17 protein-coding genes, 1 tRNA gene and 1 pseudogene are annotated in these 20,844 nt (G+C 68.4%); 11 read left to right on the plus strand and 8 right to left on the minus strand.

The annotated features are described in order from the left end of the window. The first annotated feature begins 230 nt into the window (after positions 1 to 230). From LUX31_RS26995 to LUX31_RS37980, 4 genes and pseudogenes are all read left to right on the plus strand, one after another. Positions 231 to 2,420, plus strand: coding sequence for a type IV secretory system conjugative DNA transfer family protein (locus tag LUX31_RS26995; protein WP_235480067.1), 2,190 nt, complete (start codon positions 231 to 233; stop codon positions 2,418 to 2,420). Between the two features lie 175 nt (positions 2,421 to 2,595). Further along, complete coding sequence (locus tag LUX31_RS27000; RefSeq protein WP_235477867.1) at positions 2,596 to 3,423, plus strand: replication-relaxation family protein; 828 nt, start codon at positions 2,596 to 2,598, stop codon at positions 3,421 to 3,423. A gap of 198 nt (positions 3,424 to 3,621) precedes the next feature. Further along, entirely contained in the window at positions 3,622 to 4,020 is a 399-nt protein-coding gene (locus LUX31_RS27005; protein WP_235477869.1) for a helix-turn-helix domain-containing protein, read from the plus strand. A 597-nt stretch (positions 4,021 to 4,617) separates the two neighbouring features. After that, positions 4,618 to 5,604: pseudogene (locus tag LUX31_RS37980) on the plus strand (recombinase family protein); the annotation flags it as partial. Positions 5,605 to 6,295: 691 nt separating this feature from the next. On the opposite strand, the gene LUX31_RS27015 reads toward LUX31_RS37980, so the two are convergent. Continuing rightward, positions 6,296 to 6,371 (minus strand) — tRNA-Arg (locus LUX31_RS27015). 499 nt (positions 6,372 to 6,870) lie between these two features. Here LUX31_RS27015 and LUX31_RS27020 point away from each other — a divergent pair. Then, entirely contained in the window at positions 6,871 to 7,209 is a 339-nt protein-coding gene (locus LUX31_RS27020; protein ID WP_235477871.1) for a cupin domain-containing protein, read from the plus strand. Between the two features lie 8 nt (positions 7,210 to 7,217). After that, on the plus strand, positions 7,218 to 8,036 hold the full coding sequence (locus LUX31_RS27025) for a hypothetical protein (protein ID WP_235477872.1): 819 nt from the start codon (positions 7,218 to 7,220) through the stop codon (positions 8,034 to 8,036). Positions 8,037 to 8,069: 33 nt separating this feature from the next. Here the strand turns inward: LUX31_RS27025 and LUX31_RS27030 are convergent, their stop codons facing one another. Next, a complete protein-coding gene (locus tag LUX31_RS27030; RefSeq protein ID WP_235477873.1) occupies positions 8,070 to 8,642 on the minus strand; it encodes a PadR family transcriptional regulator in 573 nt (190 codons plus the stop codon). Positions 8,643 to 8,732: 90 nt separating this feature from the next. On the opposite strand from LUX31_RS27030, the gene LUX31_RS27035 reads away from it, so the two are divergent. Beyond that, positions 8,733 to 9,125 (plus strand): nuclear transport factor 2 family protein, encoded by a 393-nt coding sequence (locus LUX31_RS27035; RefSeq protein ID WP_235477875.1) that lies wholly within the window; start codon positions 8,733 to 8,735, stop codon positions 9,123 to 9,125. Between the two features lie 10 nt (positions 9,126 to 9,135). On the opposite strand, the gene LUX31_RS27040 is transcribed toward LUX31_RS27035, so the two are convergent. The 4 genes from LUX31_RS27040 to LUX31_RS27055 all read right to left on the minus strand — a co-directional run bounded on the left by LUX31_RS27040 (position 9,136) and on the right by LUX31_RS27055 (position 14,630). Continuing rightward, positions 9,136 to 9,930, minus strand: a complete 795-nt coding sequence (locus tag LUX31_RS27040; RefSeq protein ID WP_235477876.1) for an SGNH/GDSL hydrolase family protein — start codon at positions 9,928 to 9,930, stop codon at positions 9,136 to 9,138. A gap of 117 nt (positions 9,931 to 10,047) precedes the next feature. After that, positions 10,048 to 11,319, minus strand: coding sequence for an enolase C-terminal domain-like protein (locus LUX31_RS27045; RefSeq protein ID WP_235480068.1), 1,272 nt, complete (start codon positions 11,317 to 11,319; stop codon positions 10,048 to 10,050). Between the two features lie 260 nt (positions 11,320 to 11,579). Next, positions 11,580 to 13,214 (minus strand): IclR family transcriptional regulator domain-containing protein, encoded by a 1,635-nt coding sequence (locus LUX31_RS27050; protein WP_235477877.1) that lies wholly within the window; start codon positions 13,212 to 13,214, stop codon positions 11,580 to 11,582. A 114-nt stretch (positions 13,215 to 13,328) separates the two neighbouring features. Further along, entirely contained in the window at positions 13,329 to 14,630 is a 1,302-nt protein-coding gene (locus LUX31_RS27055) for a M6 family metalloprotease domain-containing protein (RefSeq protein ID WP_235477878.1), read from the minus strand. Between the two features lie 294 nt (positions 14,631 to 14,924). Between LUX31_RS27055 and LUX31_RS27060 the strand changes: the two genes are divergently transcribed. Beyond that, positions 14,925 to 15,566 (plus strand): TetR/AcrR family transcriptional regulator, encoded by a 642-nt coding sequence (locus tag LUX31_RS27060; protein WP_235480069.1) that lies wholly within the window; start codon positions 14,925 to 14,927, stop codon positions 15,564 to 15,566. Between the two features lie 116 nt (positions 15,567 to 15,682). After that, the gene (locus LUX31_RS27065; protein ID WP_235477879.1) at positions 15,683 to 17,215 is read left to right on the plus strand and encodes an MFS transporter; all 1,533 of its coding nucleotides are present in this window, start codon (positions 15,683 to 15,685) and stop codon (positions 17,213 to 17,215) included. Between the two features lie 102 nt (positions 17,216 to 17,317). Here LUX31_RS27065 and LUX31_RS27070 read toward each other — a convergent pair whose 3' ends face one another. After that, the gene (locus LUX31_RS27070; protein ID WP_235477881.1) at positions 17,318 to 17,827 is read right to left on the minus strand and encodes a MarR family winged helix-turn-helix transcriptional regulator; all 510 of its coding nucleotides are present in this window, start codon (positions 17,825 to 17,827) and stop codon (positions 17,318 to 17,320) included. Between the two features lie 133 nt (positions 17,828 to 17,960). Between LUX31_RS27070 and LUX31_RS27075 the strand changes: the two genes are divergently transcribed. Then, positions 17,961 to 18,752, plus strand: coding sequence for a dioxygenase family protein (locus LUX31_RS27075; protein WP_235477884.1), 792 nt, complete (start codon positions 17,961 to 17,963; stop codon positions 18,750 to 18,752). Between the two features lie 67 nt (positions 18,753 to 18,819). On the opposite strand, the gene LUX31_RS27080 is transcribed toward LUX31_RS27075, so the two are convergent. Beyond that, on the minus strand, positions 18,820 to 19,338 hold the full coding sequence (locus LUX31_RS27080; protein ID WP_235477886.1) for a GNAT family N-acetyltransferase: 519 nt from the start codon (positions 19,336 to 19,338) through the stop codon (positions 18,820 to 18,822). A gap of 189 nt (positions 19,339 to 19,527) precedes the next feature. Here LUX31_RS27080 and LUX31_RS27085 point away from each other — a divergent pair, with 189 nt between their 5' ends. Next, positions 19,528 to 20,553 (plus strand): sigma-70 family RNA polymerase sigma factor, encoded by a 1,026-nt coding sequence (locus tag LUX31_RS27085; RefSeq protein ID WP_235477887.1) that lies wholly within the window; start codon positions 19,528 to 19,530, stop codon positions 20,551 to 20,553. Positions 20,554 to 20,844: the final 291 nt, after the last annotated feature.

Genomic DNA, 20,844 nt, shown 5'->3' on the forward strand with positions numbered 1-20,844 from the left:
TCAAAACGAAGGGGGAACAACAAGGAACGCAGAGGGCGCGAGGAACGCCGCTTTACAGTCCGTGGAATTCGCCGCGACCCACCAGATATCCGCAAGCTCTCGAAGGCGCTGCTCGGCTTGGCGATGGCAATGGCGGAGGCCGAACGCGAGGCTCGGGCCCAACAGGCCGCTCGTCAGCCTGAAGCGGAGGCCACCGCTGCCGACACGGAGGTGAGGCAGGGGTGAGCTGGATGCGTAGCCACACCGAGCTGGTGTTCTCCGGCCTTCACTTGCCCCGCCCTCTGGCCCCCGCAGCCGTCGCCGGATTCCTGACCCGTCTGGCCTCCGACCGCGATGCACCACGCGTCGTCCTCGAAGTCCGGGCCGACCCTGGCGGCATCCGACACCTGCTCGGTTGCCACGCCACCGACGTCCAAGCGCTCCGCCGGATGCTCGGTGACCTGATCCCAGGCAGCCTGCTGAGTACACCGGGCACCGGCACAACTGAATCTCGTTCACGCGTGGAAGAGGCAGGGCGGTTGCATCTCCGTCCATTCGGACTGCCGCTGCGGAGCGACGATCACGAGGCCACCACCCGGGCGTTGCTCTCCAGCATTGCAACGCCACTCCGGCAGGGCGAACAAATCGTCGTGCAGGTGCTGTTCGGACCACGGCGCGCTCCGCGGGCCGTTCCGCCGAGCGTTCCCGATCCCAGCACCACCCTGCTCCAGCTCCTTACCCAGGGCGAGCGTCCGGCCAGCGCCGAGACGCGGGCACGCCTCAAGGAGCGTGCCTCACAGCCGGGGTTCGCGACCACCATCCGGCTTGGTGCGTCGAGCCCAGATTCCGGCCGGCGCCGCCGATTCATCGGGAGTCTGCTCAGCGCGATCTCTACTGCTCAGAGCCCCGGGCTGCACATCGATCTGGTGCGCGAGCATCCCAAGCACCTCAACGACGCTCGTTCGCCGTGGCGTTGGCCGCTGTCGCTCGGGGTGTCCGAAGTCGTCGGGCTGCTCGGCTTCCCTCTGGGTGAGGGCGATTTTCCGGGCCTCCCGCCCGCACACCCGAGGCTCCTCCGCGCCGGGGCCAGCGTCCACACCGGACCGCGCGTCTTTGCGAGGAGCGCCGTACCTGGCGATGACCGTCTGCTCGGCATCGGGCCAAAAGACCAGACCTACCACGCCGTGGCCTACGGTCCCAGTGGTTCCGGAAAGACAAATGTTGCACTTCGGTTGATCCTTGCCGATATCGAAGCCGGACGTCCCGTCGCTGTGCTCGATCCCAAGCGCCAGCTCATCGACGACATCCTCGCGCGCATTCCGGAGCGCCGCGCAGGCGATGTGGTTGAGCTCAACGCCAGCGACGAAAATCCGGTGGGGTTCAATCCACTGGACATTACCGGCCGCGACCCCGACGTCGTGGTCGACGGCGTCCTGGCGGTCTTCGAAGCCGTCTTTGCTGACGGTTGGGGACCGCGCTCGGCGGATATCTTCTCGGCCAGCCTCCGTACCTTGGCGCGAGCCAGCACGCCGAGGCGGCCGGCCACCCTGGTCGATCTGCCACGGCTGCTCACCGATCCCAGGTTCCGACGCCAGCAGGTCGGACGAGTGCATGGTGACGTTGGCCTGGCCGGATTCTGGTCCTGGTACGAGGCACAGTCGCCGCAGGCGCAGGCTGCCGCCATCGCGCCACCGCTGAACAAGCTGCGGCAGTTCCTGCTCCGCCCGGCCTTGATTCACATGCTCGACCAGCGCACCGGCAAGTTCCGGTTGCGCGACATCTTCCGCGAGAACAAGATCGTGCTCGTCCCCTTGAATGAGGGACTCATCGGGCCGGGGACGGCGTCACTACTCGGCAGCCTCATCATCGCCGACCTGTGGCAAGCCACCCAGGAACGCGCTAACGAGCCGGGCGCCGAGAAGCGTCCGGGTGTCGTCTACATCGACGAGGCTCCGAGGTTTCTCAACCTGCCTGTCTCGCTGGCCGATGCCCTGGCCGTATCACGGTCACTATCGGTCGGCTGGTTCCTGGCCGCTCAGTTCCGTGGCCAGTTCCCGCCCGCGCTGCGCACGGCGGTAGACATGAATGCCCGATCCAAGATCTCGTTCGCCACCGAGTACGAGGACGCGCGGGACATGGCCAAGCTCACCCGGTCCCTCACCGCCGAGGACTTCCAGGCACTTCCGCGCTTCCACGCCTACGCCAACCTCGTCGCCGATGGACTGCCGTCCGGCTGGGCGCTGGTGGAGACGTTGCCACCTCCGCCCGTCACCACTGACCCCGAGGTCGTACGGGCGACAGCTCGTGCCAACTACGCCCCGGATCCGATCACGCCGACGACCGGCACGAACACAGGCGACAGCGACGAGCCACAGGAGCCCGAAGCGACTGCCTCGCCCACAGCCGTCGACCAGATTGGTCGGAAACGGAGGCAGCGATGATGCCTCTCTTCGCCCCTGTCTTCGCCCGTCTGTTCGCGACCCTGTCATCTGGCCATTTCCGCAGCTCACACGGCCTACACACTGCCTTGTGGGATGGGACTGACCCCCTGCTTGGGGGTCACGGCGGCGGGCCTGGCGGCTGCCACCCGCTTCGGCTCCGGACGGGAGGTGCCCTATGAGCCCGAACGATGTCGCCAGTCTGCTGCTACGGCTCTCCGAACGTGACCTGGCCGTCTTGGAATCGCTCCGCGCCCACCGCCTCCTCGGCACCGCCCAGATTCGCCGACTGCACTTCGCAGAGGGCCACGCCACCGTCACAGCGGCATCGGGAGCCACCATGCGTGTCCTCGTCCGGCTCGAATCGCACGGCTTGGTGGCGCGGCTCACCCGGCGCATCGGCGGGGTGCGCAGCGGATCGTCGGGGATCGTGTGGCAACTCGCTTCCACCGGTGAGCGGCTGCTGCGCACGGTGCACGGGGAGAAGAAGCGTCGCCGCTACGTCGAGCCGTCCCTGGCGTTTACGGCGCACACGTTGGCCGTCGCCGAACTTGCCGTCCAGCTTCACGAGTACGCCGGCCAAGGAGCTATCGAGCTGCTCAACGTCGAGACGGAACCGTCGTGTTGGCGCTCGTTCGTCAACCCGCACGGCACGCTCGAATGGCTCAAGCCCGACCTCTACGCGGTCACTGCCAGCGGCGACTACGAGGACCACTGGTTCCTTGAGGCCGACCGTGCCACCGAGCATCCCACGGTCGTCGTCCGCAAGGCCAAGACCTACCAGCGCTACGCGGCCACAGGCGCCCACCAGGCCCGACACGGCCTGTTTCCCGCCGTTACCTGGGTAGTCCCGGACATGGCCCGACGTGGCGCCCTGGAGGCCGCCCTGTCGGCCGAAACGGGGGTACAGCCGGAGCTCTTCCGCGTTGTCACCGTCGACGAGTTCGAGCAGCTCGTCACCGGCGACCAGTCAGACCCACCCATAGAAGGAACCGGTCCGCCATGAGCTGATCCCGAGGCAAAGCCAAAGGCGGCCAAGAACTCAGCGCTCTTTCAAGAAAAGGTCGCATGATAGAGAAATGCGTCAAGCTTCCCCCGGAACTCCGGAAAGTAATCTGGGAATTACGTTGCGGAATTGTCAACAATTGCTGATTTCGGGCAACGGGCGAGGTAAAATGGGAATATAAATAAAGGAGACGCCGAGATGATGAAGCGCGACGCAACACTACAATTTGGGGAATACCTTCAGCGCTTGCGTCAGGAACGAAAACTCGGCGTTCGTGAGCTTGCCAGGAAGGCGCACCTAGACGCTGGCGGACTCACTCGACTGGAGCAAGGAAAAAGATCGCCGCAGCCAGAAACGCTTAGATCCTTAGGTGCAGCACTCGAAGTCCCATTTTCCGATCTGTTCGCTATGGCTGGATACGTCACTCCATCCGACCTACCCAGCATGAGCACCTATCTGCGTACGCGCTACAGCCTGCCAGAAGACACGATCGCCTCGGTTGACGAATATATCCAGCGCCTCATCAACGAACGCGGCCTCGACCCTAACGGTCCAGCTCCGTTCGAAGACGAGTCAGAGAATCCGTCAAAGAAATAAGTATTGGATGGGGAGAGGAGGATCACTATGAACACTGCAAGAGACACCACCCCCACCGTCAGTCCTGGAGCACTCGCCGCGCTACGTGACCTTGGCCGTGAACCAGCCAGCTCCATGGAAGCCATGCGCCGCATCGCTGCCCACCAGGCGGGGCTGCTCCGGGAGCTTCTCCCTGGCCCTGCACGCCAAGTTTCCACCCACCTCACGAGCCTCATCCCGAGCATCGCTGTGGAGTCGGTTGCCCGCCTACCTGTTGCCGGAATTACCTACTGGGCGAATCGCCACTGGCACATCCATGTGCGCGAAGACGACTCAGTCGACGAGCGGGCATTTACGGTGCTCCACCAACTGAAACACATTATTGATCACCCGATCCGCCGAGCGACGGCCGCATTTAGCGACGCAGACTGGGACGCCCTGGCGAAGTACTTCGCTGGTGTCGCGCTGGCCCGCGAACTGACAGCGGCCTCGGCGTAACAAGGAAGGAGGGAAGCTTGTGAACGAAAATCTCAGCGCGAACAACGGTGCAGGTGAATCCGTCCGCCGCGTACACGGAACCGAAGAAAAGGGAGGTGCGCAATGACCGTATCTGATGCCATGAAGGCAGGGATCTCCTACTTGCGAGTCTCGACGAAAGAACAGGCCGAGAAAGGTGGTCAGGCGGAGGGGTTCTCCATCCCCGCGCAGCGTGAGGCTAACCACCGCAAGGCGGAAAGCCTCGGCGTCGTGATCGTCGCCGAGTTCATCGACGCGGGGGAATCGGCAAAGTCGGCAGACCGTCCCGACCTCCAGAGGATGTTGCGCTACCTGGCAGAAAACACCGTCGACTACGTGTTTGTCCACAAGGTGGATCGCCTGGCAAGGAACCGCGTGGACGACGTCGAGATCACTCTGGCCATCAAAAAGGCCGGCGCGACTCTGGTCTCCGCGACGGAAAACATCGACGAGACCCCCTCCGGGATGCTGCTCCACGGCATCATGTCGTCCATCGCTGAGTTCTACTCCCGCAACCTCGCCACCGAGGTGCATAAGGGGATGAGCCAGAAGGCCAAGACCGGCGGCACCCCTGGCAAGGCCCCACTCGGCTACCTGAACGTCGTACTGCGCACACCCGAAGGGCGCGAGGAGCGCACGGTAGAGGTGGACCCCGAGCGCGCCGAGCTGATCAGCTGGGCATTCGAAGCCTTCGCGAGCGGCACGTGGACGTTGCGGTCGCTGGCCGACGAGTTGGAAACCAGGGGCCTCACCACGAAGCGGACCCCCAAGCTGCCGTCGCGCCCGATCCGGCCCAACGTCCTGCACAGCATCCTGACCAATCCCTACTACAGGGGCGAGGTCGTGTATCAGGGTGTCATCTACCCCGGCCGCCACACGCCGCTCACCAACCTGGTCACCTGGCAGAAGGTCCAGGATGTCCTTGCTGCCAACCTCGTCGGTGAGCGACAGCGCGACCACCCGCACTACCTCAAGTCCAGCGTCTTCTGCGGCGACTGTGGTAGCCGCCTGATCATCACCAACGCCAAGAACCGCCACGGCGTGATCTACCCGTACTTCGTCTGTCTGGGACGGCACCAGAAGACCACCGGCTGCACGCGCAAGGCGCTGCTCATCACCAAGATCGAGAAGATGGTCGAGGACCACTGGAGCACCGTCCGGCTCGCCCCTGAACTCCGCGACGCCATCGAGGAGGGGCTCCGAAGCGAACTTGCCGCCCACCGCAAGGAAGCCGAAGACGAGCACAAGCAGCTCGTGGCTGAGAAAGCGAAGCTCACCGCGCAACGTCAGAAGCTTCTCGAAGCGATCTACAGCGGTGCGGTGCCGATGGACCTCATCGCCAGCGAACAGCAGCGCATCACCGACCAGCTCACGGCTATCGAGGCCAGGCTCGGCGCGGCCACGGCCACCTTCGACGCCATCGAGACCAACCTCACACGCGCACTCGACCTTGCCCGCGACTGCCACGCCGCTTACCTGGCAGCTGATCCTCAGCTACGCAGGCTGTTCAACCAGGCGTTCTTCACCCACCTCATGATCGACGAGGACGGTGTCCACAGCGAGTACGCCGAACCGTTCGACACGCTGCTTGACGGAGACGTCCTGGGGGCGGGGCAAACGACCCGGACTGATCGCGCAGAGGGGCAGGCCAGGCTGCGTGAAGTCCTGGAACGGCCCGCATCGTCCGCCAACAAGAAGACCCCCCGCACGCTGGCTGGGGGTCTCTCTGCTCACCTTCCGACCCCCGTTCGGGGTGTCGAAGGTTCGAATAAAACTACTTTGGTGCCCTCGGCAGGATTCGAACCTGCGACACCGGCTTTAGGAGAGCCGTGCTCTATCCCCTGAGCTACGAAGGCGGGGTCTGTAGGAACACGGGTCGGAAATCGGGTTGAACCCTGCGATTCCAGACACGTGATTCCGGTGGGTTGTACCGCGCACGGCCGAGGCCACGCACCTGCGCAAGTGTAGCGGGTGAGGGGTGCGGGCTGCTGCCGCCCCGGCCCGGCTGCCGGCACGGGCGCGGGATCGGGGCGGGGCCAGGGCGGCGGCACGTTGAGTGTCCCGTCTTGTTCTGTTCGGTTGTTTGGTCGAGCTCAGCGGCGGGGCGGTGCTTCGACGCCCGTCGTCGTGAGGGCCTCCGGCGGCAGCGCCGCCTCGCGCAGCGCGGGCAGGGGTTCCTCTGTGGTTCATCGCATTCTCTTCTTCTTGCGGCCGTGCCCTCGAAGCGGCCACCGTCCGGTGGCCGCTCGGCCCGATGCCAAGCTAGGAGCCTGGCTCGGCAGTTGGCAGGTCGGGCTGTGCCACAACCCCCCACCCGCCAAACAGGGACCAGGGACCAGGCATCAGGGAGAGACCTTGAAGAACGAGCGGGAATTCTTCTCACCGGACGCCATGCCATGGCGCACCGGACCGCAGCCCGGGACCGCCGAGCGGATTCTGAGCAGGGACGAGGCCGACCCGGACGTGCTGACCCGGCTGGTGCGCTGGGAGCCAGGCCTCGACACCTCGCCTTCCGGGGTGATCCGGCACGAGTGGGTCGAGGAGGTCTACCTCCTCGAAGGCGACCTGCACGACCTGTCCCTGGACCGGACCTTCCGCGCAGGAGACTTCGCCTCCCGTCCCCCAGGCATGGAACACGGCCCTTACCGGACAACCGACGGCTGCGTGATGCTGGAGGTCCGCTACCGACAGTAGGGAGCGACATGAACTCCGACGACCGTACGGGGCCGCCCCTGTGGTCCACCACCTCGCCCGAGCACCTCGACCGGCTGGCCCGCGGGGTGCTGAGGGCCGCCGTCGACGCGTTCCGGGAGCTGCGTCAGGACCCTCCGGACCCGGATCGGCGGGCGTCGGCCCTCGGGCTCCTGGCGAGGCGGACGCAGGAGATGCTGGCGCCCGGCCTGCTGCCGGACCACCCGCCGGTCGGGGCCGAGGCGCAGGAGGGATTCGTCCGTACGGCTCTCGCTCTCGCCGTGCATGTACGGGCGCACAGCTGGGCGAAGGCCGACCTCGGCGCGGTCGGCGCACCGGGCCGGGACGACGTCCCGCACGCCGGGGAACTCTGGTCGGCCGACACCTTCGACGTCTTCGGGCGGCTCCTGCTCCCGAACGCATCGAGCGCGGGCTGGACCGCCGCCCTCGTCACCGATGTGGTCCGCGGTGACCAAAAGCTGGAGGGCGCGGTCAAGTTGGGCAAGTACGTCCTGCACCCCACCTTCCTGGCCCTCGCCGACGACACGACCCGCGTCATCGGCGAAGCCGTGCACAACATAAATGTCGACCGTCTGCGCGAGCTGGCCCAGTTGCTGCGCCACCACGCGGGCGCCGCCGAACCGCCCGACCTCACGGCCAAGCAGGTCTCCCGGAACATCGATCAGGATCCCGGGCCCCTGATCGATTCCGAAGCGTTCCAAGCGGTGATGCCTCCCCTGGACGATGCGGACCGGCGAGACGAGGTCCGCGGCCCGATCATCGACACCCCGACGATCCAAGGCCGCCGTGTGCGCGGCTTCGGCCTCTGACCGCACCCTCAGTCGTCGGGCAGGAGGAGCAGGTCAGGTCCCTGTCGCGGCCGAGGCCCGCTGTTCCAGCCGCGTCAGGGCCAGCGTGCCCCACCGGAGGTTCTCCTGTTCCAGGGCGATCCCCCGCAGCAGGGTGAGGTAGGGGCCGATCCGCTCGGCCGTCGCGAAGAACTCGTCCTCGGTACGTCCGTCCAGCAGGCGGTTCCGGAGGCGCTCGTAGCGGGCCAGCTTGGCGGTGGACCACTCCATGCGTTCGGCGATCGAGGCCCGTACGGCGTCGGTGTCGCCCGTGTCGACGCACTGGACCTTGACCATCAGCTCGTCCCTGATGGCCGTCGGCCTGGACGGGGACTCGGCGGTGTAGGCGCGCACCGCCTCCAGTCCGGCCTCGGTGAGGGAGAACAGCCGCTTGTTGGGGCGGCGTTCCTGCTGCACGACGCGGGCCGTGATGAGCCCGTCGCCCTCCATGCGCTCCAGCTCCCGGTAGAGCTGCTGGGGGGTGGCCATCCAGAAGTTGGCGACGGAGGCGTCGAACCCCTTCGCGAGGTCGTACCCGGACGCCTCGCCCTCCAGAAGGGCGGCCATCACCGCGTTGCGCAGAGCCATGCCACCACCCTAGTCTGTGATGCACCTATTCAACTTATTGAATAATTGCGCATGTCCGCTGAATACTCGTTGACCATGTGAGGTGATCCTGTGCATCCCTTCCGCGCGGCCGTCGAAGCAGGCGACATGGATTCCGTCGCCGCCCTGCTGGCCGAGAACGTCGTCTTCACCAGCCCCGTCGTCTTCAAGCCGTACGCCGGCAAGGCGATCACCGCCGCGATCCTGAACGCCGTGTCGGAGGTCTTCGAGGACTTCGCCTACATCCGGGAGATAGCGGACCCGGACGGTCGCGATCACGCCCTCGTCTTCACCGCCACCGTGAACGGCAGGCAGCTCACCGGCTGCGACTTCCTCCACTTCGACGAGGAGGGGAAGATCGACGACTTCATGGTGATGGTCCGCCCCCTCTCGGCCGCGAACGCGCTGGCCGAGGCCATGGGCGCGAAGTTCGACGAGATCGCACGCGCGGCGGGCACGCCCTGAGTACGGGATGTCAGAGAGGCGTCACCGGAAGCAGGGCCGGGCGCTTGGCCTCGCGGCCGTCACCGGACGAGCGGCCGCGCAGTCGCCTAACCAGCCACGGCCCTAGGAAAGAACCGGCCCAGCGCAGTTCGGTGCCGACCGCTCGAAGGCCCGTGGAGGAGGCGGGCGGAGTCGGGAGCGGCCGCGTCCAGCTGTCGTCGCTGCCGGGTAGCTCCAGCGCGTGCGCGACCGCGGCGGCGATCCGGGCGTGACCGAGCGGGCCCGCGTGCAGCCGGTCGGTGCTCCATAATCGCGGGTCGGTGACCACCTGGTGGTGGGTGGTCTCGGCGACGACGACACCGTGCCGCCGGGCCGCTTCCCGGATGCGGTCGTTGAGGGCGACGACCCGGTGACCGGCCGGGCGGGCCAGCGGTGTGATCAGGGTGATGTCGGGGAAGGTGAGCGTCGCGACGCGGGCCCCCTGGCCGGTGAGCGCGGCGAACATGGCCTCCAGGTGACCCGCCACCTCGTCCGCGTCGAAACGGGGACGCAGCAGATCGTTGACGCCGGCCACGACCGTCACCAGGTCGGGACGCAGCGCCAGCGCGGGCGCGAGCTGCTCGGCGCGCACCTGCCCGGCGAGCCGGCCGCGTACGGCGAGATTGGCGTACCGCGCGCCCGGGCTGTGCCGCGCGATCTGCTCGGCGAGCCGGTCCGCCCATCCCCGCAGCCCCGATCCGTCGTCGCCGTCACCGACGCCCTCGGTCTGGCTGTCGCCCAGGGCGACATAGCGGAGATAGGGGTAGCCAACTGGTGACCTATTCACATTGTTGACTATAGCGCGAGTTGCCTATCAGCGGCCCGGCGAAGTGAAGGTCGAAGTGAAGGTCGAAGTGAAGGTCGAAGTGAAGGTCGAAGTGAAGTACGGGACCGGCCCGTGTCCCTACCGCACCAGACAGGGCCGCTTCCCGTCGAACTCCCAGCCAGGGACCAGGTATTGCATGGTGACCGCGTCGTCCCGCGCCCCGAGCGCCCGCTCCCGGTACAGCTCGTGCGCCGCGAGCACCCGCTCCATGTCCACCTGGACGCCGAGCCCCGGCGCGTCCGGCACCGCGATCTCGCCGTCGACGATCCGGGGCGGGGCGACCGTGAGGCGTTCCAGGCCCTCCTGCCAGATCCAGTGGGTGTCGAGGGCGTTGTACTCGCCCGGGGCCGCCGCCCCGCAGTGGGTCACCATGGCCAGCGAGATGTCGAAGTGGTTGTTGGAGTGGCAGCCCCAGGTCAGGCCCATCGCGTTGCACAGCTGGGCCACGCGCACGGAGCCCTGCATGGTCCAGAAGTGCGGGTCGGCCAGCGGGATGGAGACCGACTGGAGGGCGAGGGCGTGGGTCAGCTGACGCCAGTCCGTGGCGATCATGTTGGTCGCCGTCGGCAGACCCGTCGCCCGGCGGAACTCGGCCAGGATCTCGCGCCCCGAGAAACCGTCCTCCGCGCCGCACGGGTCCTCGGCGTAGGCCAGCGTGCCGGTCAGGGGCGCGCACAGCTCGATCGCCTCGCGCAGCGACCACGCGCCGTTCGGGTCGAGGGTGATCCGGGCCTCCGGGAAACGGTCCTTCAGCGCCCGTACGGCCTTGACCTCCTCCGCGCCTTCCAGGACCCCGCCCTTGAGCTTGAAGTCCCGGAAGCCGTACAGGGCGTGGGTGGCCTCTGCCTGGCGGACGATCGCCTCCGGGGTCAGGGCCTCCTCGTGCCGTACGCGGTACCAGTCGACGGGGGAGTCCGGCTCGCGGACGTAGTCCAGGTCCGTCCGGTCCGGGTCGCCGACGTAGAAGAGGTAGCCCAACACCCGTACGGAATCCCGTTGTTGGCCGTCGCCGAGCAGGGCCGCGACCGGTACGTCCAGGTGCTGGCCGAGGAGGTCGAGCAGGGCCGACTCGACGGCCGTCACCGCGTGGACGGTGGTCCGCAGGTCGAAGGTCTGGGCGCCGCGTCCGCCCGAGTCACGGTCGGCGAAGCGGGCGCCGATCTCCCGCAGGACGCGCTTGTAGTCGCCCACCTTCGCCCCGACGACCAGCGACTCCGCGTCGCGCAGTGTCCGCGTGATCTTCTCGCCGCCCGGGACCTCGCCGAGTCCCGTACGGCCCTCGGAGTCGGTGAGGATCACGATGTTGCGGGTGAAGTAGGGGCCGTGGGCGCCGGAGAGGTTCAGCTCCATGCTGTCGTGGCCGGCGACGGGGTAGACGGCGAAGGTGGTGACGGTCGGCTGGCTCGTGTTCACACGCGTACTCCTTGTCTGTCCATGCGGATGGTATCCACGTATGGGGACGAAGGTTAGGTGGGTGAACGGATGTGTGTGGTTCGTTCGTCCGCGGGCCGGTGGGGGCTTGTCGCGCAGTTCCCCGCGCCCCTATCGGGGCGCTGCGCGCGCCCGATCCAGCCCGCGCCCGCGAACTCGTACGACAGAACCCGTGCCCCCTACGCCAGCGGCACCCTCGTGAACCGCCCCGCCGTCCTCAGCTCCCCCTCGATCCGGGACGCCGTCCCGTGCAGCTCCGGCAGGATCTCCTCCACGCACTGCTCCGCCGTACGCCGGGTTGTGTGCATCTCCACGCTTACCGCCGCGACCACCCGGCCCGTGCGGTCGCGGACCGGGACCGCGATCGAGCGCAGGCCCTCCTCCAGCTCCTCGTTGACCAGGGCGTAGCCCTGCTTCCGTACCTCCGCCAGTACCCCTGTGACGGCTTCGTCCGGTGTGTCGGCCAGGAGGACTCGGCCCATCGAGGTGGGGTACGCCGGGAGGCGCGTCCCGACCGTGATGTTGGCGCTCATGATGCGCCTCGTCGCCACCCTCGCCGTGTACTGGATCTCCGTATCCATCAGTACCGCCAGGGACGCCGACTCCTGTACCCGGCCCGCGAGTTCGGCCAGGTGGGGGGAGGCGATCTCGGGCAGGGAGGTGCGGGAGAGGGGCGGGAAGCCGAGGGACAGGACTCGGGGGGTGAGGGTGAAGGTCCGGCCCTGCGACTCCACGTATCCCAGGTGCTCGTACGTGATCAGGGCCCGGCGTGCGGTCGCCCTTGCCAGGCCCGTTGCCCGGGCGACCTCCGTCAGGGTCAGCTCGGCGCGGGACTCGCCGAAGGCTGTCAGGACGGTCAGGCCCCTGGCCAGGGACTCGATGAACTCCCGGCCCAGTTCCTGCTTCGAGGCCCCCGTCCAGGCCGCCAGGTCCGAGGGGCGTGCCGGTGGCTTGGAGGCTGGCCGCTCCCTTAGTTCGGCCTCCATCGCCGCCACCGTCGACCGCAGTCGCGGCAGCAGTTCCTCGCGCAGGTCGGTCGCCGTGCGGCGGCTCGTGTGGCTGACCACGCTCGCCACACAGGCCACCCGGCCCGTACGGGGGTCCCGTACGGGTACGGAGACCGCGACCAGCCCCGGCTCGATCAGCTGGTCGTCCAGTGCCCAGCCGTCGGCGCGGGCCCGCTCGACGTACGCCTCGAAGTCGGCGTCCGAGGCGTCCGAGGCGCCCGAGGCGTCCGAGGTGCGTGGCGGGACCGCCGGGAAGCCCAGGTCGGTCGGGTCCGCCGTCCGGCGTTCGTGCCAGCGGTGCCAGTCCGCGGGCGTCCATTCCGTGGCGAACAGCGGGCCGGGGGCGGTGCGTTCGGCGGGGAGGAGGTCGCCGATGCGGAAGCTGAGGGACATCGCGCGGCGGCGGGTTGCCTGGTGGATGAAGCGGATGCCGTCCCGGTCGCCGACCGCCAGCGACACCGACTCGTCCAGCTCGTCGGCGAGGGCGTCCGCGTGCGCGTCGAGCAGGGCGGGCAGCCGGAGGGCGGCCAGATAGGCGTTGCCGAGTTCCATCAGCCGAGGGGTGAGAACCGCGTCCCGGCCGTCGAGACGGACGTACCCCATGCGGGCGAGGGTCGCCGTGATCCGGTCGACGGTGGAACGCGCCAGGCCGGTCGCCCGCTCAAGACCGCTCAGGCTCAACGTCCCGCCCGCCTCCGTCAGTTGCCGCAGTACGGCGATCCCGCGCATCAGCGGGGCGACGGCCTCGGCGGGCACGGGAGCGGGGGCGGAAACCTGGCCGGGGACGGGGTGGACGGGGTCAATCATGGGCTCACCGTAATGCCCGTAGGGAACCGCCGACCGTGCGCCCGGCACCCACTCTTACCGCCACCCACTCCTACCGGCACCCACTCCTACCGGCACCCACCACTACGGGAACCCTTACCGGCGGGTGATCGCCACCCGGTGGTTCCCGTCGAGGTCCGCGCTCGCCACGGTGATGCGGATGCTCCGCCTCGGGTCCGTGAAGGACTCGCCGGGGGCGAAGGGCGCGTCGGAGAGTTCCGCGTGGACGTTCGGGCTGCGCGTGCAGCCGCCGCTGTCCCGGCGGGAGTCGTACACCGTGATCGGACCACGGCCCGTGTCGACGTTCGCGTCGACCTTGTAGATCAGCACACCCGGCCGGCACACCGTCTCGTCGTTGCCCTCGCGCGTCCGCAGCTCGACGGCGTACCCCGTACGGGAGTTGATGGGCACGAAGACCAGTTTCGCGCCGCCGGGACGGGCCAGCGGGGTGAGGGTGTACTCGCTCGTCCCGGCCGCCACCGCGCACCCGACCTGCGCGGGGTCCAGCCAGCCGAGCTTCCACTTGTGCCAGCCGAGCAGGTCGTTGTTGGCCCCCCAGTCCTCGCTCATGATGTCCCAGTGGCCGACCGCGCCCCCGCCGTGCTGCGTGTAGAGGTCGGGCAGCCCGAACACATGGCCGTTCTCGTGCGGGAGGACGCGGTAGCCCGTGGTGTCGTACGACCCCGAGCCGTCGTCCTGCCGGGAGTAGACGAAGGACGCGTTGGCGACGGGCACCCCGTCCGCGACCGGCGCCTCCCTGTTGCCGGCGAAGGTGACGGACAGGACGGTGTCCAGGGCGGAGGGGCCCGCGTTCGGGGTGACCAGCACGTTCAGCAGGTCGTACGAGCGGAAGTCGACCTTCGGGTCGGCCGCGGCCACGATGTCCTGGACGAGCCTGCGGTAGCCGGGGTCGAAGGGGGCGCCGCGCTGTATGCCGTACGAGCGGAAGGCGCGGGGCATCCGCAGCCAGGTGTCGACGGGGGCCTCGGGGCGGTAGTCGAGGCGGCCGTAGGAGCTGGTGGTGAACCAGTCGCGGGTCTGCGGGAAGAACTCCGCGAGCCGGTCGAGGGCGCTGCCCTGGCCGGGGGCGTCGGAGAAGTCGACCATCAGGTTCAGTGCGCGGACGGTGCCGGTGGAGCGGGAGTAGCCGGCCGGGGTGGGCAGGCCCTCGGACATCTGGACGCCGAGGCCGCCCCTGATCACACAGGGGCTGAGCTGGGAGGAGCGGGCCAGCGGGACCGAGCCCGCGGCCGTCGTGGAACCCCTGGTGAGCTGTCCGGTCCCGGCCGAGGTGCTGACCGCGAGGGTCAGCGCGGCCACGGACACCAGGGCGGCCACCCGGCGGGGACGCGGGGTGCCCGGCGGGCGTATCCGACGACGGCTGGTCGGCTGCTGCATGCACGGACCCTTCGCGCCACGGCAGCCGCCGGTCTCGGACTGCACCCTTCCGATCACCCTGTGTCGAGGTCGGCGGGAGCGCGCGCTGGAGGAGACCGATCGTGGGTATCCCGCCCCGATTCCATGTGACCCAGGTCACATGGAATCTCTTCGGATGCGGGAAATAACCGGGGACCACTTCCCCGTTTAGCCATGTGTCCGAGCGAAACGGGGACTGCCTCCCCGGATCGAAACACACCGTTCATGAAGTCCATGAAGTCCGTGAAGTCCGTGAAATCCATGAAGGAGTACGCCGTGCAGACCGCGACCCCCGTGCAGAAGGCGACCCGGCCCCGCGCCGACGCCCTGCGCAACCGGGAGCGGATCGTCACCGCCGCCCGCGAGATGTTCGTCGAGTTCGGCGCCGAGGTGCCGATCGACGAGATCGCCCGCCGGGCCGGCGTCGGCAATGCCACGGTGTACCGCAACTTCCCGGACCGGGAGGCCCTCGCCCGCGAGGTCGTCTGCTCGGTCATGGACCGCATGTCCGAGGCGGCCGAAGTCGCCCTCGCGGAGACCGGCGACGCCTTCGCGGCGCTGGAGCGCTTTGTGCACGTCACCGCCGACGAACGCCTCAGCGCGCTCTGCCCGATGATGACCAGCACCTTCGACAAGCGTCACCCCGACCTGGAGGCGGCGCGGGAGCGGGTCGAACAGCTCACCGAGAACGTCATGGACCGGGCGAAGGCGGCCGGTCAGCTCCGCACCGACGTGGGCGTCGGCGACCTGATGGTCGTCGTGGCCCAGCTCAGCCGTCCTCCGGCCGGCACCGGCTGCATGAGCATCGACCGCTTCGTGCACCGGCACCTGCAACTGTTCCTGGACGGTCTGCGGGCCCCGGCCCCCTCCGTGCTCCCCGGCACGGCCGCGACGATGGAGGACCTGCGCCAGCCCTGACGGCGACCTGACCCTCTCTCCACACCTCTCCGCTCCCCTTTTCTCGTCCCCGTCACGTCCTTTTCGCGTTCCTTCACGTCCTTTTTCCGTCACGAAGTCCCGAAGTGGGTACCCCCATGTCTGAAACAGCCCAGGCTGTCGCCGCCAAGGCGCCGGCACCCGACGCCAACCGCTGGAAGGCGCTGACCTTCATAGCGATCGCCCAGCTGATGGTCGTGCTCGACGCGACCATCGTGAACATCGCCCTGCCCTCCGCCCAGCAGGACCTGGGGATCTCGGACGGCAACCGGCAGTGGGTCATCACGGCCTACGCCCTCGCCTTCGGCGGACTGCTGCTCTTCGGCGGCCGGATCGCCGACATCTGGGGCCGCAAGAACACCTTCGTCACCGGTCTGATCGGCTTCGCCGCGGCCTCCGCGCTGGGCGGCGCCGCGACGAACGAGGCGATGCTCCTCGGCTCCCGCGCCCTCCAGGGTGCCTTCGGCGCACTGCTCGCGCCCGCCGCGCTCTCCCTGCTCGCGGTGATGTTCACCGACGCCAAGGAGCGCGCCAAGGCGTTCGGCATCTACGGTGCGATCGCCGGTGGCGGTGGCGCCGTCGGTCTGATCCTCGGCGGCTTCCTCACCGAGTACCTCGACTGGCGCTGGACGTTCTTCGTCAACATCCCGTTCGCGATCGTCGCCGCCCTCGGCGCGTACTTCGTCATCCGTGAGCCGTCCGGCAGCCGCAACCGCTCGCCGCTCGACATCCCGGGTGTCGTCCTGTCCACCCTCGGTCTGGTCTCTCTCGTCTACGGCTTCACGCGGGCCGAGTCCGAGGGCTGGAGCGACTCCCTGACGATCGGCATGTTCGTCGCCTCGGCGGTGCTGCTGGCGGCCTTCGTGTTCGTCGAGGCCAGGGTCAAGGCCCCGCTGCTGCCCCTGCGCGTCATCACCGAGCGCAACCGCGGCGGTGTCTACCTCTCCCTCGGCCTCGCGATCATCGCGATGTTCGGCCTGTTCCTCTTCCTGACCTACTACCTGCAGGTCGTGAAGGGCTACTCGCCGGTCAAGACCGGCTTCGCCTTCCTGCCGATGATCGTCGGCATGATCACGGGCTCCACCCAGATCGGCGCCCGCCTGATGACCCGGGTCGCCCCGCGCCTGCTGATGGGCCCGGGCTTCCTGGTCGCCGCACTGGGCATGCTGTTCCTGACCCAGATGGAGATCGGCTCCTCGTACGCGGCCCTGCTCCTGCCGGCCATGCTCCTGCTCGGCCTCGGTATGGGTACGGCGTTCATGCCGGCCATGTCCCTGGCCACGCTGGGCGTCGAGCCGCGTGACTCCGGTGTCGCCTCCGCGATGGTCAACACCTCGCAGCAGGTTGGCGGCGCCATCGGTACGGCCCTGCTGAACACCATCGCCGCCTCGGCGACGACGACGTACGTCGCCGACCACATCGGCGGCGCGTCCTCCCGCTCCCAGCAGCAGCTGGTCCAGCTGAAGGGCATGGTCGAGGGCTACACCAGCGCCATCTGGTTCGCCGTCGGCATCCTGGTCGCCGCCGCGGGTATCGCCTTCACCTTCATCAACGCCGGCCGCCCGGACATGGGTTCGGTCAGCGGCGAGGGCGCGGAGGAGGAGCTGAAGGTCCCGGTGGTCGCCCACTGACCCCGGCGGCCGTCCCCCTCGTACCCCTTCGGGCCGCTCCGTACGTCACGCGGGGTGGGGACGCCTCGTGACGTACGACTCCAGGATCTGCCCTGGTTCCGCTCAGCGGAGCCAGGGCAGATCCGCGCCCGCGTCCTTCGGCTGAAGGCCCTGGGCGACGATCTCCATGACCTCGTGGAGCGTCTTGCGCTGCTCGTCGCTGATCCGGTCGAACAGTGCCTGGCGTACGGCGGTCACATGGCCCGGCGCGGTGCGCCGGAGCACCTCCTGGCCCTGGTCGGTCAGGACCGCGAACTGGCCGCGCTTGTCCGAGGGGCAGTCCTCGCGCCGCACCCAGCCGTTCTTCTCCAGCCGGGCGATGGCGTGCGAGAGCCGGGAGCGGGTGATCTTGGCCTTCATGGCCAGCTCGGTCATGCGCAGCCGCCCGTCAGCGGCCTCGCCGAGACCGACGAGCAGACCGTAGTAGACGTGCGGCATACCCGCGTCGCGCTGGAGCTGACGGTCGAGGTGGTCCTCCAGCAGCGTGACGGCGTGCATGTACGCGCGCCAGGTGCGCTGTTCCTCGTCCGTGAGCCAGCGGGGCTCCTCGTCGGATGTAGATGCCGTGTTCATGTACTCCACTCTACGTTCCCCGTCCTTGAATTTTAAACCAAAGTGATGTATGTTCAGTATGCGAGAAGCTTGAGACTTCAAGATGCAGACTTGAAGGAGAGCCTGTCTCGGGTAACCGAAGGGAGCAGCAGTCATGTCCGCCGCCATCCAGGAGCGCATGCCCGCGCTCTACCTCAGTCACGGCGCGCCCCCGTTGGCGGACGACGCGATCTGGCCCGGCCAGCTCGCCGCCTGGTCGGCCGACCTGCCGCGCCCCAGGGCGATCCTGATGGTCTCCGCCCACTGGGAAGAGGCCCCGCTCGCCATCGGCGCCATCGAAACGATCCCCCTCGTCTACGACTTCTGGGGCTTCCCGGAGCACTACTACCAGGTCGAGTACGCCGCCCCGGGCGCCCCCGAACTCGCCGAGTCCGTACGGAAGCTGCTGCGGGCCCCCGGCATCCCCGTCCAGGACGTCCCGGACCGTGGTCTCGACCACGGCGCGTACGTCCCCCTGGTGGAGATGTTCCCCGAGGCGGACATCCCTGTCCTCCAGATCTCCATGCCTACGCTCGACCCGGTGAAGCTGATGGACATCGGCCGCAAGCTCGCGCCGCTGCGCGACGAGGGCGTGCTGATCGTCGGCTCCGGCTTCTTCACCCACAACCTGGCCGCCCTGCGGCACACGGGGCCCGGCGTGCCGACCTGGTCGAGCGAGTTCGACGACTGGGGCCGCCGGGCGCTGGAAGCGCGGGACGTGGACGGCCTGCTGGACTTCCTGAACAAGGCTCCCGCCGGCAAGTACGCCCACCCGCGCACCGAGCACTTCGCCCCGCTCTTCGTGACGATGGGCGCGGCCGACGTGGCCGGCGAGCTGGACTCCCAGAAGTCGGTCATCGACGGCTTCTGGATGGGGATGGCCAAGCGGTCGGTGCAGTTCGGCTGACCTCGTAGGCCGGTATTCGGCCCCTTCGGGCAGGTGCCCGGGGGCCGGAAGGACCATGCCCCCGACCTCAGAGTTCCTTCTCGTACCAGGCCACGTCCCAGTACCGGCCGAACTTGCGGCCCACCTCGCGGTACGTCCCGACGTACCGGAACCCGAAGCGCTCGTGCAGCCGCACGGACGCCTCGTTCGGCGGCACGATCCCGGCCAGCGCGCGGTGCACGTCCTCTCCGGCGAGGGCCGCGAAGAGGGCCTTGTAGAGCAGGGTGCCCACACCGCGCCCGCCCGCGTCCGGTGCGAGATAGACGGTGACCTCCACAGTGGTGCCGTACGCCGGCTTCGCCCGGTAAGGGCCGGATGTGGCATACCCCAGAATCCGCTGTGAGTCCACCTCGGTGGCAACCATCAGGCGATGCGGGCCGTCTTCAGGGTAGGAGAGCAGCCAAGGGCGGCGCTCTTCCGGTGTGAAGACCTTGGTGTCGAACGTGGTGGGTGTCTCGCGCACGTAGTGGTTGTAGAGGTCGGTGAGAGCTGCGAGATCAGCCTCGACTCCCGGCCTGACCTGCACCTCTGCATGTTCCGACGACATCACGCCTCCTTTGCGCGCGGCACAGGGTACTGCAAGATCAGAAAAATAGGAGGGCGCGGTGGGAATTCTGTCCTGATTCCAGTCGTTGTTTCCTTCGGATGCCGGGCACGCGAGGAGTGTGCTGAGCGTTCAGAGACAAACAGGAACATCCAGGACCACCCGCTGACCTACCATCGCAAGGGAGCACGCATGGCAACCCGTGCCGTCGCCCGTCGTACGTCGTCCGCCACCGGCGGATCCGTCGGCGGCGCACGCAGTGTTCGCGCCCATGGCGGCGAGATCGCCGACCGCGACCTGGTCGGCATGTACTTGGACGAGATAGCGCGGACCCCGCTGCTCGACGCCGCGAAAGAGGTCGAACTGTCGCAGACCATCGAGGCCGGTGTGTTCGCACGCCAGATCCTCGACGGCGCTGAGACATTTTCCGCGTCCGCGGGCGGGTCGGCCAAGGCGGACCCCACCGTCGAGGAGCTGGAGGCGCTGGTCGCCGAGGCCGAGCGGGCCAAGGACGTCTTCATCCGGTCCAACCTCCGGCTGGTCGTCGCCGTGGCGCGCCGCTACCCCCGCAGCGGCCTGCCCCTTCTCGACCTGATCCAGGAGGGCAACGCCGGCCTGGTGCGCGCGGTCGAGAAGTTCGACTACCGCAAGGGCTTCAAGTTCTCGACGTACGCCACCTGGTGGATCCGTCAGGCCATCACCCGCTCCATAGCCGACCAGTCGCGCACGATCCGCCTCCCCGTCCATCTGGTCGAGGAGCTGGGCCGGATCCGCCGCGTGCAGCGCGAGTTCAACCGCAAGAACGGGCGGGACCCGGAGCCGGCGGAGATCGCCGCCGAACTGGACTCGACGCCGGAGCGCGTGATCGATGTCCTGGACTGGGCGCGCGACCCGGTCTCGCTGAACATGTCCGTGGACGACGAGGGCGAGACACAGTTCGGCGACCTCCTGGAGGACACGTCGGCGGTGTCGCCGGAGCAGTCCGTGCTGACGCTGCTGCGCAGCGAGGAACTGGACGACCTGATCGGCCGCCTCGACCAGCGCACGGCGTCCATCATCAAGATGCGGTACGGCATCGACGACGGGCGCGAGCGGACGCTGACGGAGGTCGGCAAGGAGCACGGGTTGACCCGTGAGCGGATTCGGCAGATCGAGAAGCATGCGTTGCTGGAGCTGAAGAAGTTGGCTCGGGACACCGGGTTCGACGCGGCGGCGTAAGTGCGGTTCGTTCGGCTGCGGGCCGGTGGGGGCTGGTCGCGCAGTTCCCCGCGCCCCTAGCGGGGCGCCCCGCAAGGGGCGCACTTGGGTGCGGCGCGCGCCCTCGGCGTACGACTGTTGGGGGTCGCGTGCGCGGGGTGGCGGGGGGCCGCGCAAAGATAGCGGTGTCACGCTGCTTCAAACCAGCGGGTCCGGGGCACAAGACCTCAGGGCCCAGGACTTCCGGGTCCGGGCGGCAACGCCCCTGGACCCCCTGAGCTAGGTTCCGACGCAACCCCCCCCCGCGTCGGG

This window comes from Streptomyces sp. GQFP, assembly GCF_021545335.1.
GTDB lineage: Bacteria > Actinomycetota > Actinomycetes > Streptomycetales > Streptomycetaceae > Streptomyces.

Coding starts and splice junctions, on each gene's coding strand:
- LUX31_RS26995 (WP_235480067.1), top strand. CDS start 231: ATGCGTAGCCACACCGAGCTGGTGTTCTCCGGCCTTCACTTGCCCCGC.
- LUX31_RS27000 (WP_235477867.1), top strand. CDS start 2,596: ATGAGCCCGAACGATGTCGCCAGTCTGCTGCTACGGCTCTCCGAACGT.
- LUX31_RS27005 (WP_235477869.1), top strand. CDS start 3,622: ATGATGAAGCGCGACGCAACACTACAATTTGGGGAATACCTTCAGCGC.
- LUX31_RS27025 (WP_235477872.1), top strand. CDS start 7,218: ATGAACTCCGACGACCGTACGGGGCCGCCCCTGTGGTCCACCACCTCG.
- LUX31_RS27030 (WP_235477873.1), bottom strand. CDS start 8,642: ATGGCTCTGCGCAACGCGGTGATGGCCGCCCTTCTGGAGGGCGAGGCG.
- LUX31_RS27045 (WP_235480068.1), bottom strand. CDS start 11,319: ATGGAGCTGAACCTCTCCGGCGCCCACGGCCCCTACTTCACCCGCAAC.
- LUX31_RS27050 (WP_235477877.1), bottom strand. CDS start 13,214: ATGATTGACCCCGTCCACCCCGTCCCCGGCCAGGTTTCCGCCCCCGCT.
- LUX31_RS27055 (WP_235477878.1), bottom strand. CDS start 14,630: ATGCAGCAGCCGACCAGCCGTCGTCGGATACGCCCGCCGGGCACCCCG.
- LUX31_RS27065 (WP_235477879.1), top strand. CDS start 15,683: ATGTCTGAAACAGCCCAGGCTGTCGCCGCCAAGGCGCCGGCACCCGAC.
- LUX31_RS27070 (WP_235477881.1), bottom strand. CDS start 17,827: ATGAACACGGCATCTACATCCGACGAGGAGCCCCGCTGGCTCACGGAC.
- LUX31_RS27075 (WP_235477884.1), top strand. CDS start 17,961: ATGTCCGCCGCCATCCAGGAGCGCATGCCCGCGCTCTACCTCAGTCAC.
- LUX31_RS27080 (WP_235477886.1), bottom strand. CDS start 19,338: ATGTCGTCGGAACATGCAGAGGTGCAGGTCAGGCCGGGAGTCGAGGCT.
- LUX31_RS27085 (WP_235477887.1), top strand. CDS start 19,528: ATGGCAACCCGTGCCGTCGCCCGTCGTACGTCGTCCGCCACCGGCGGA.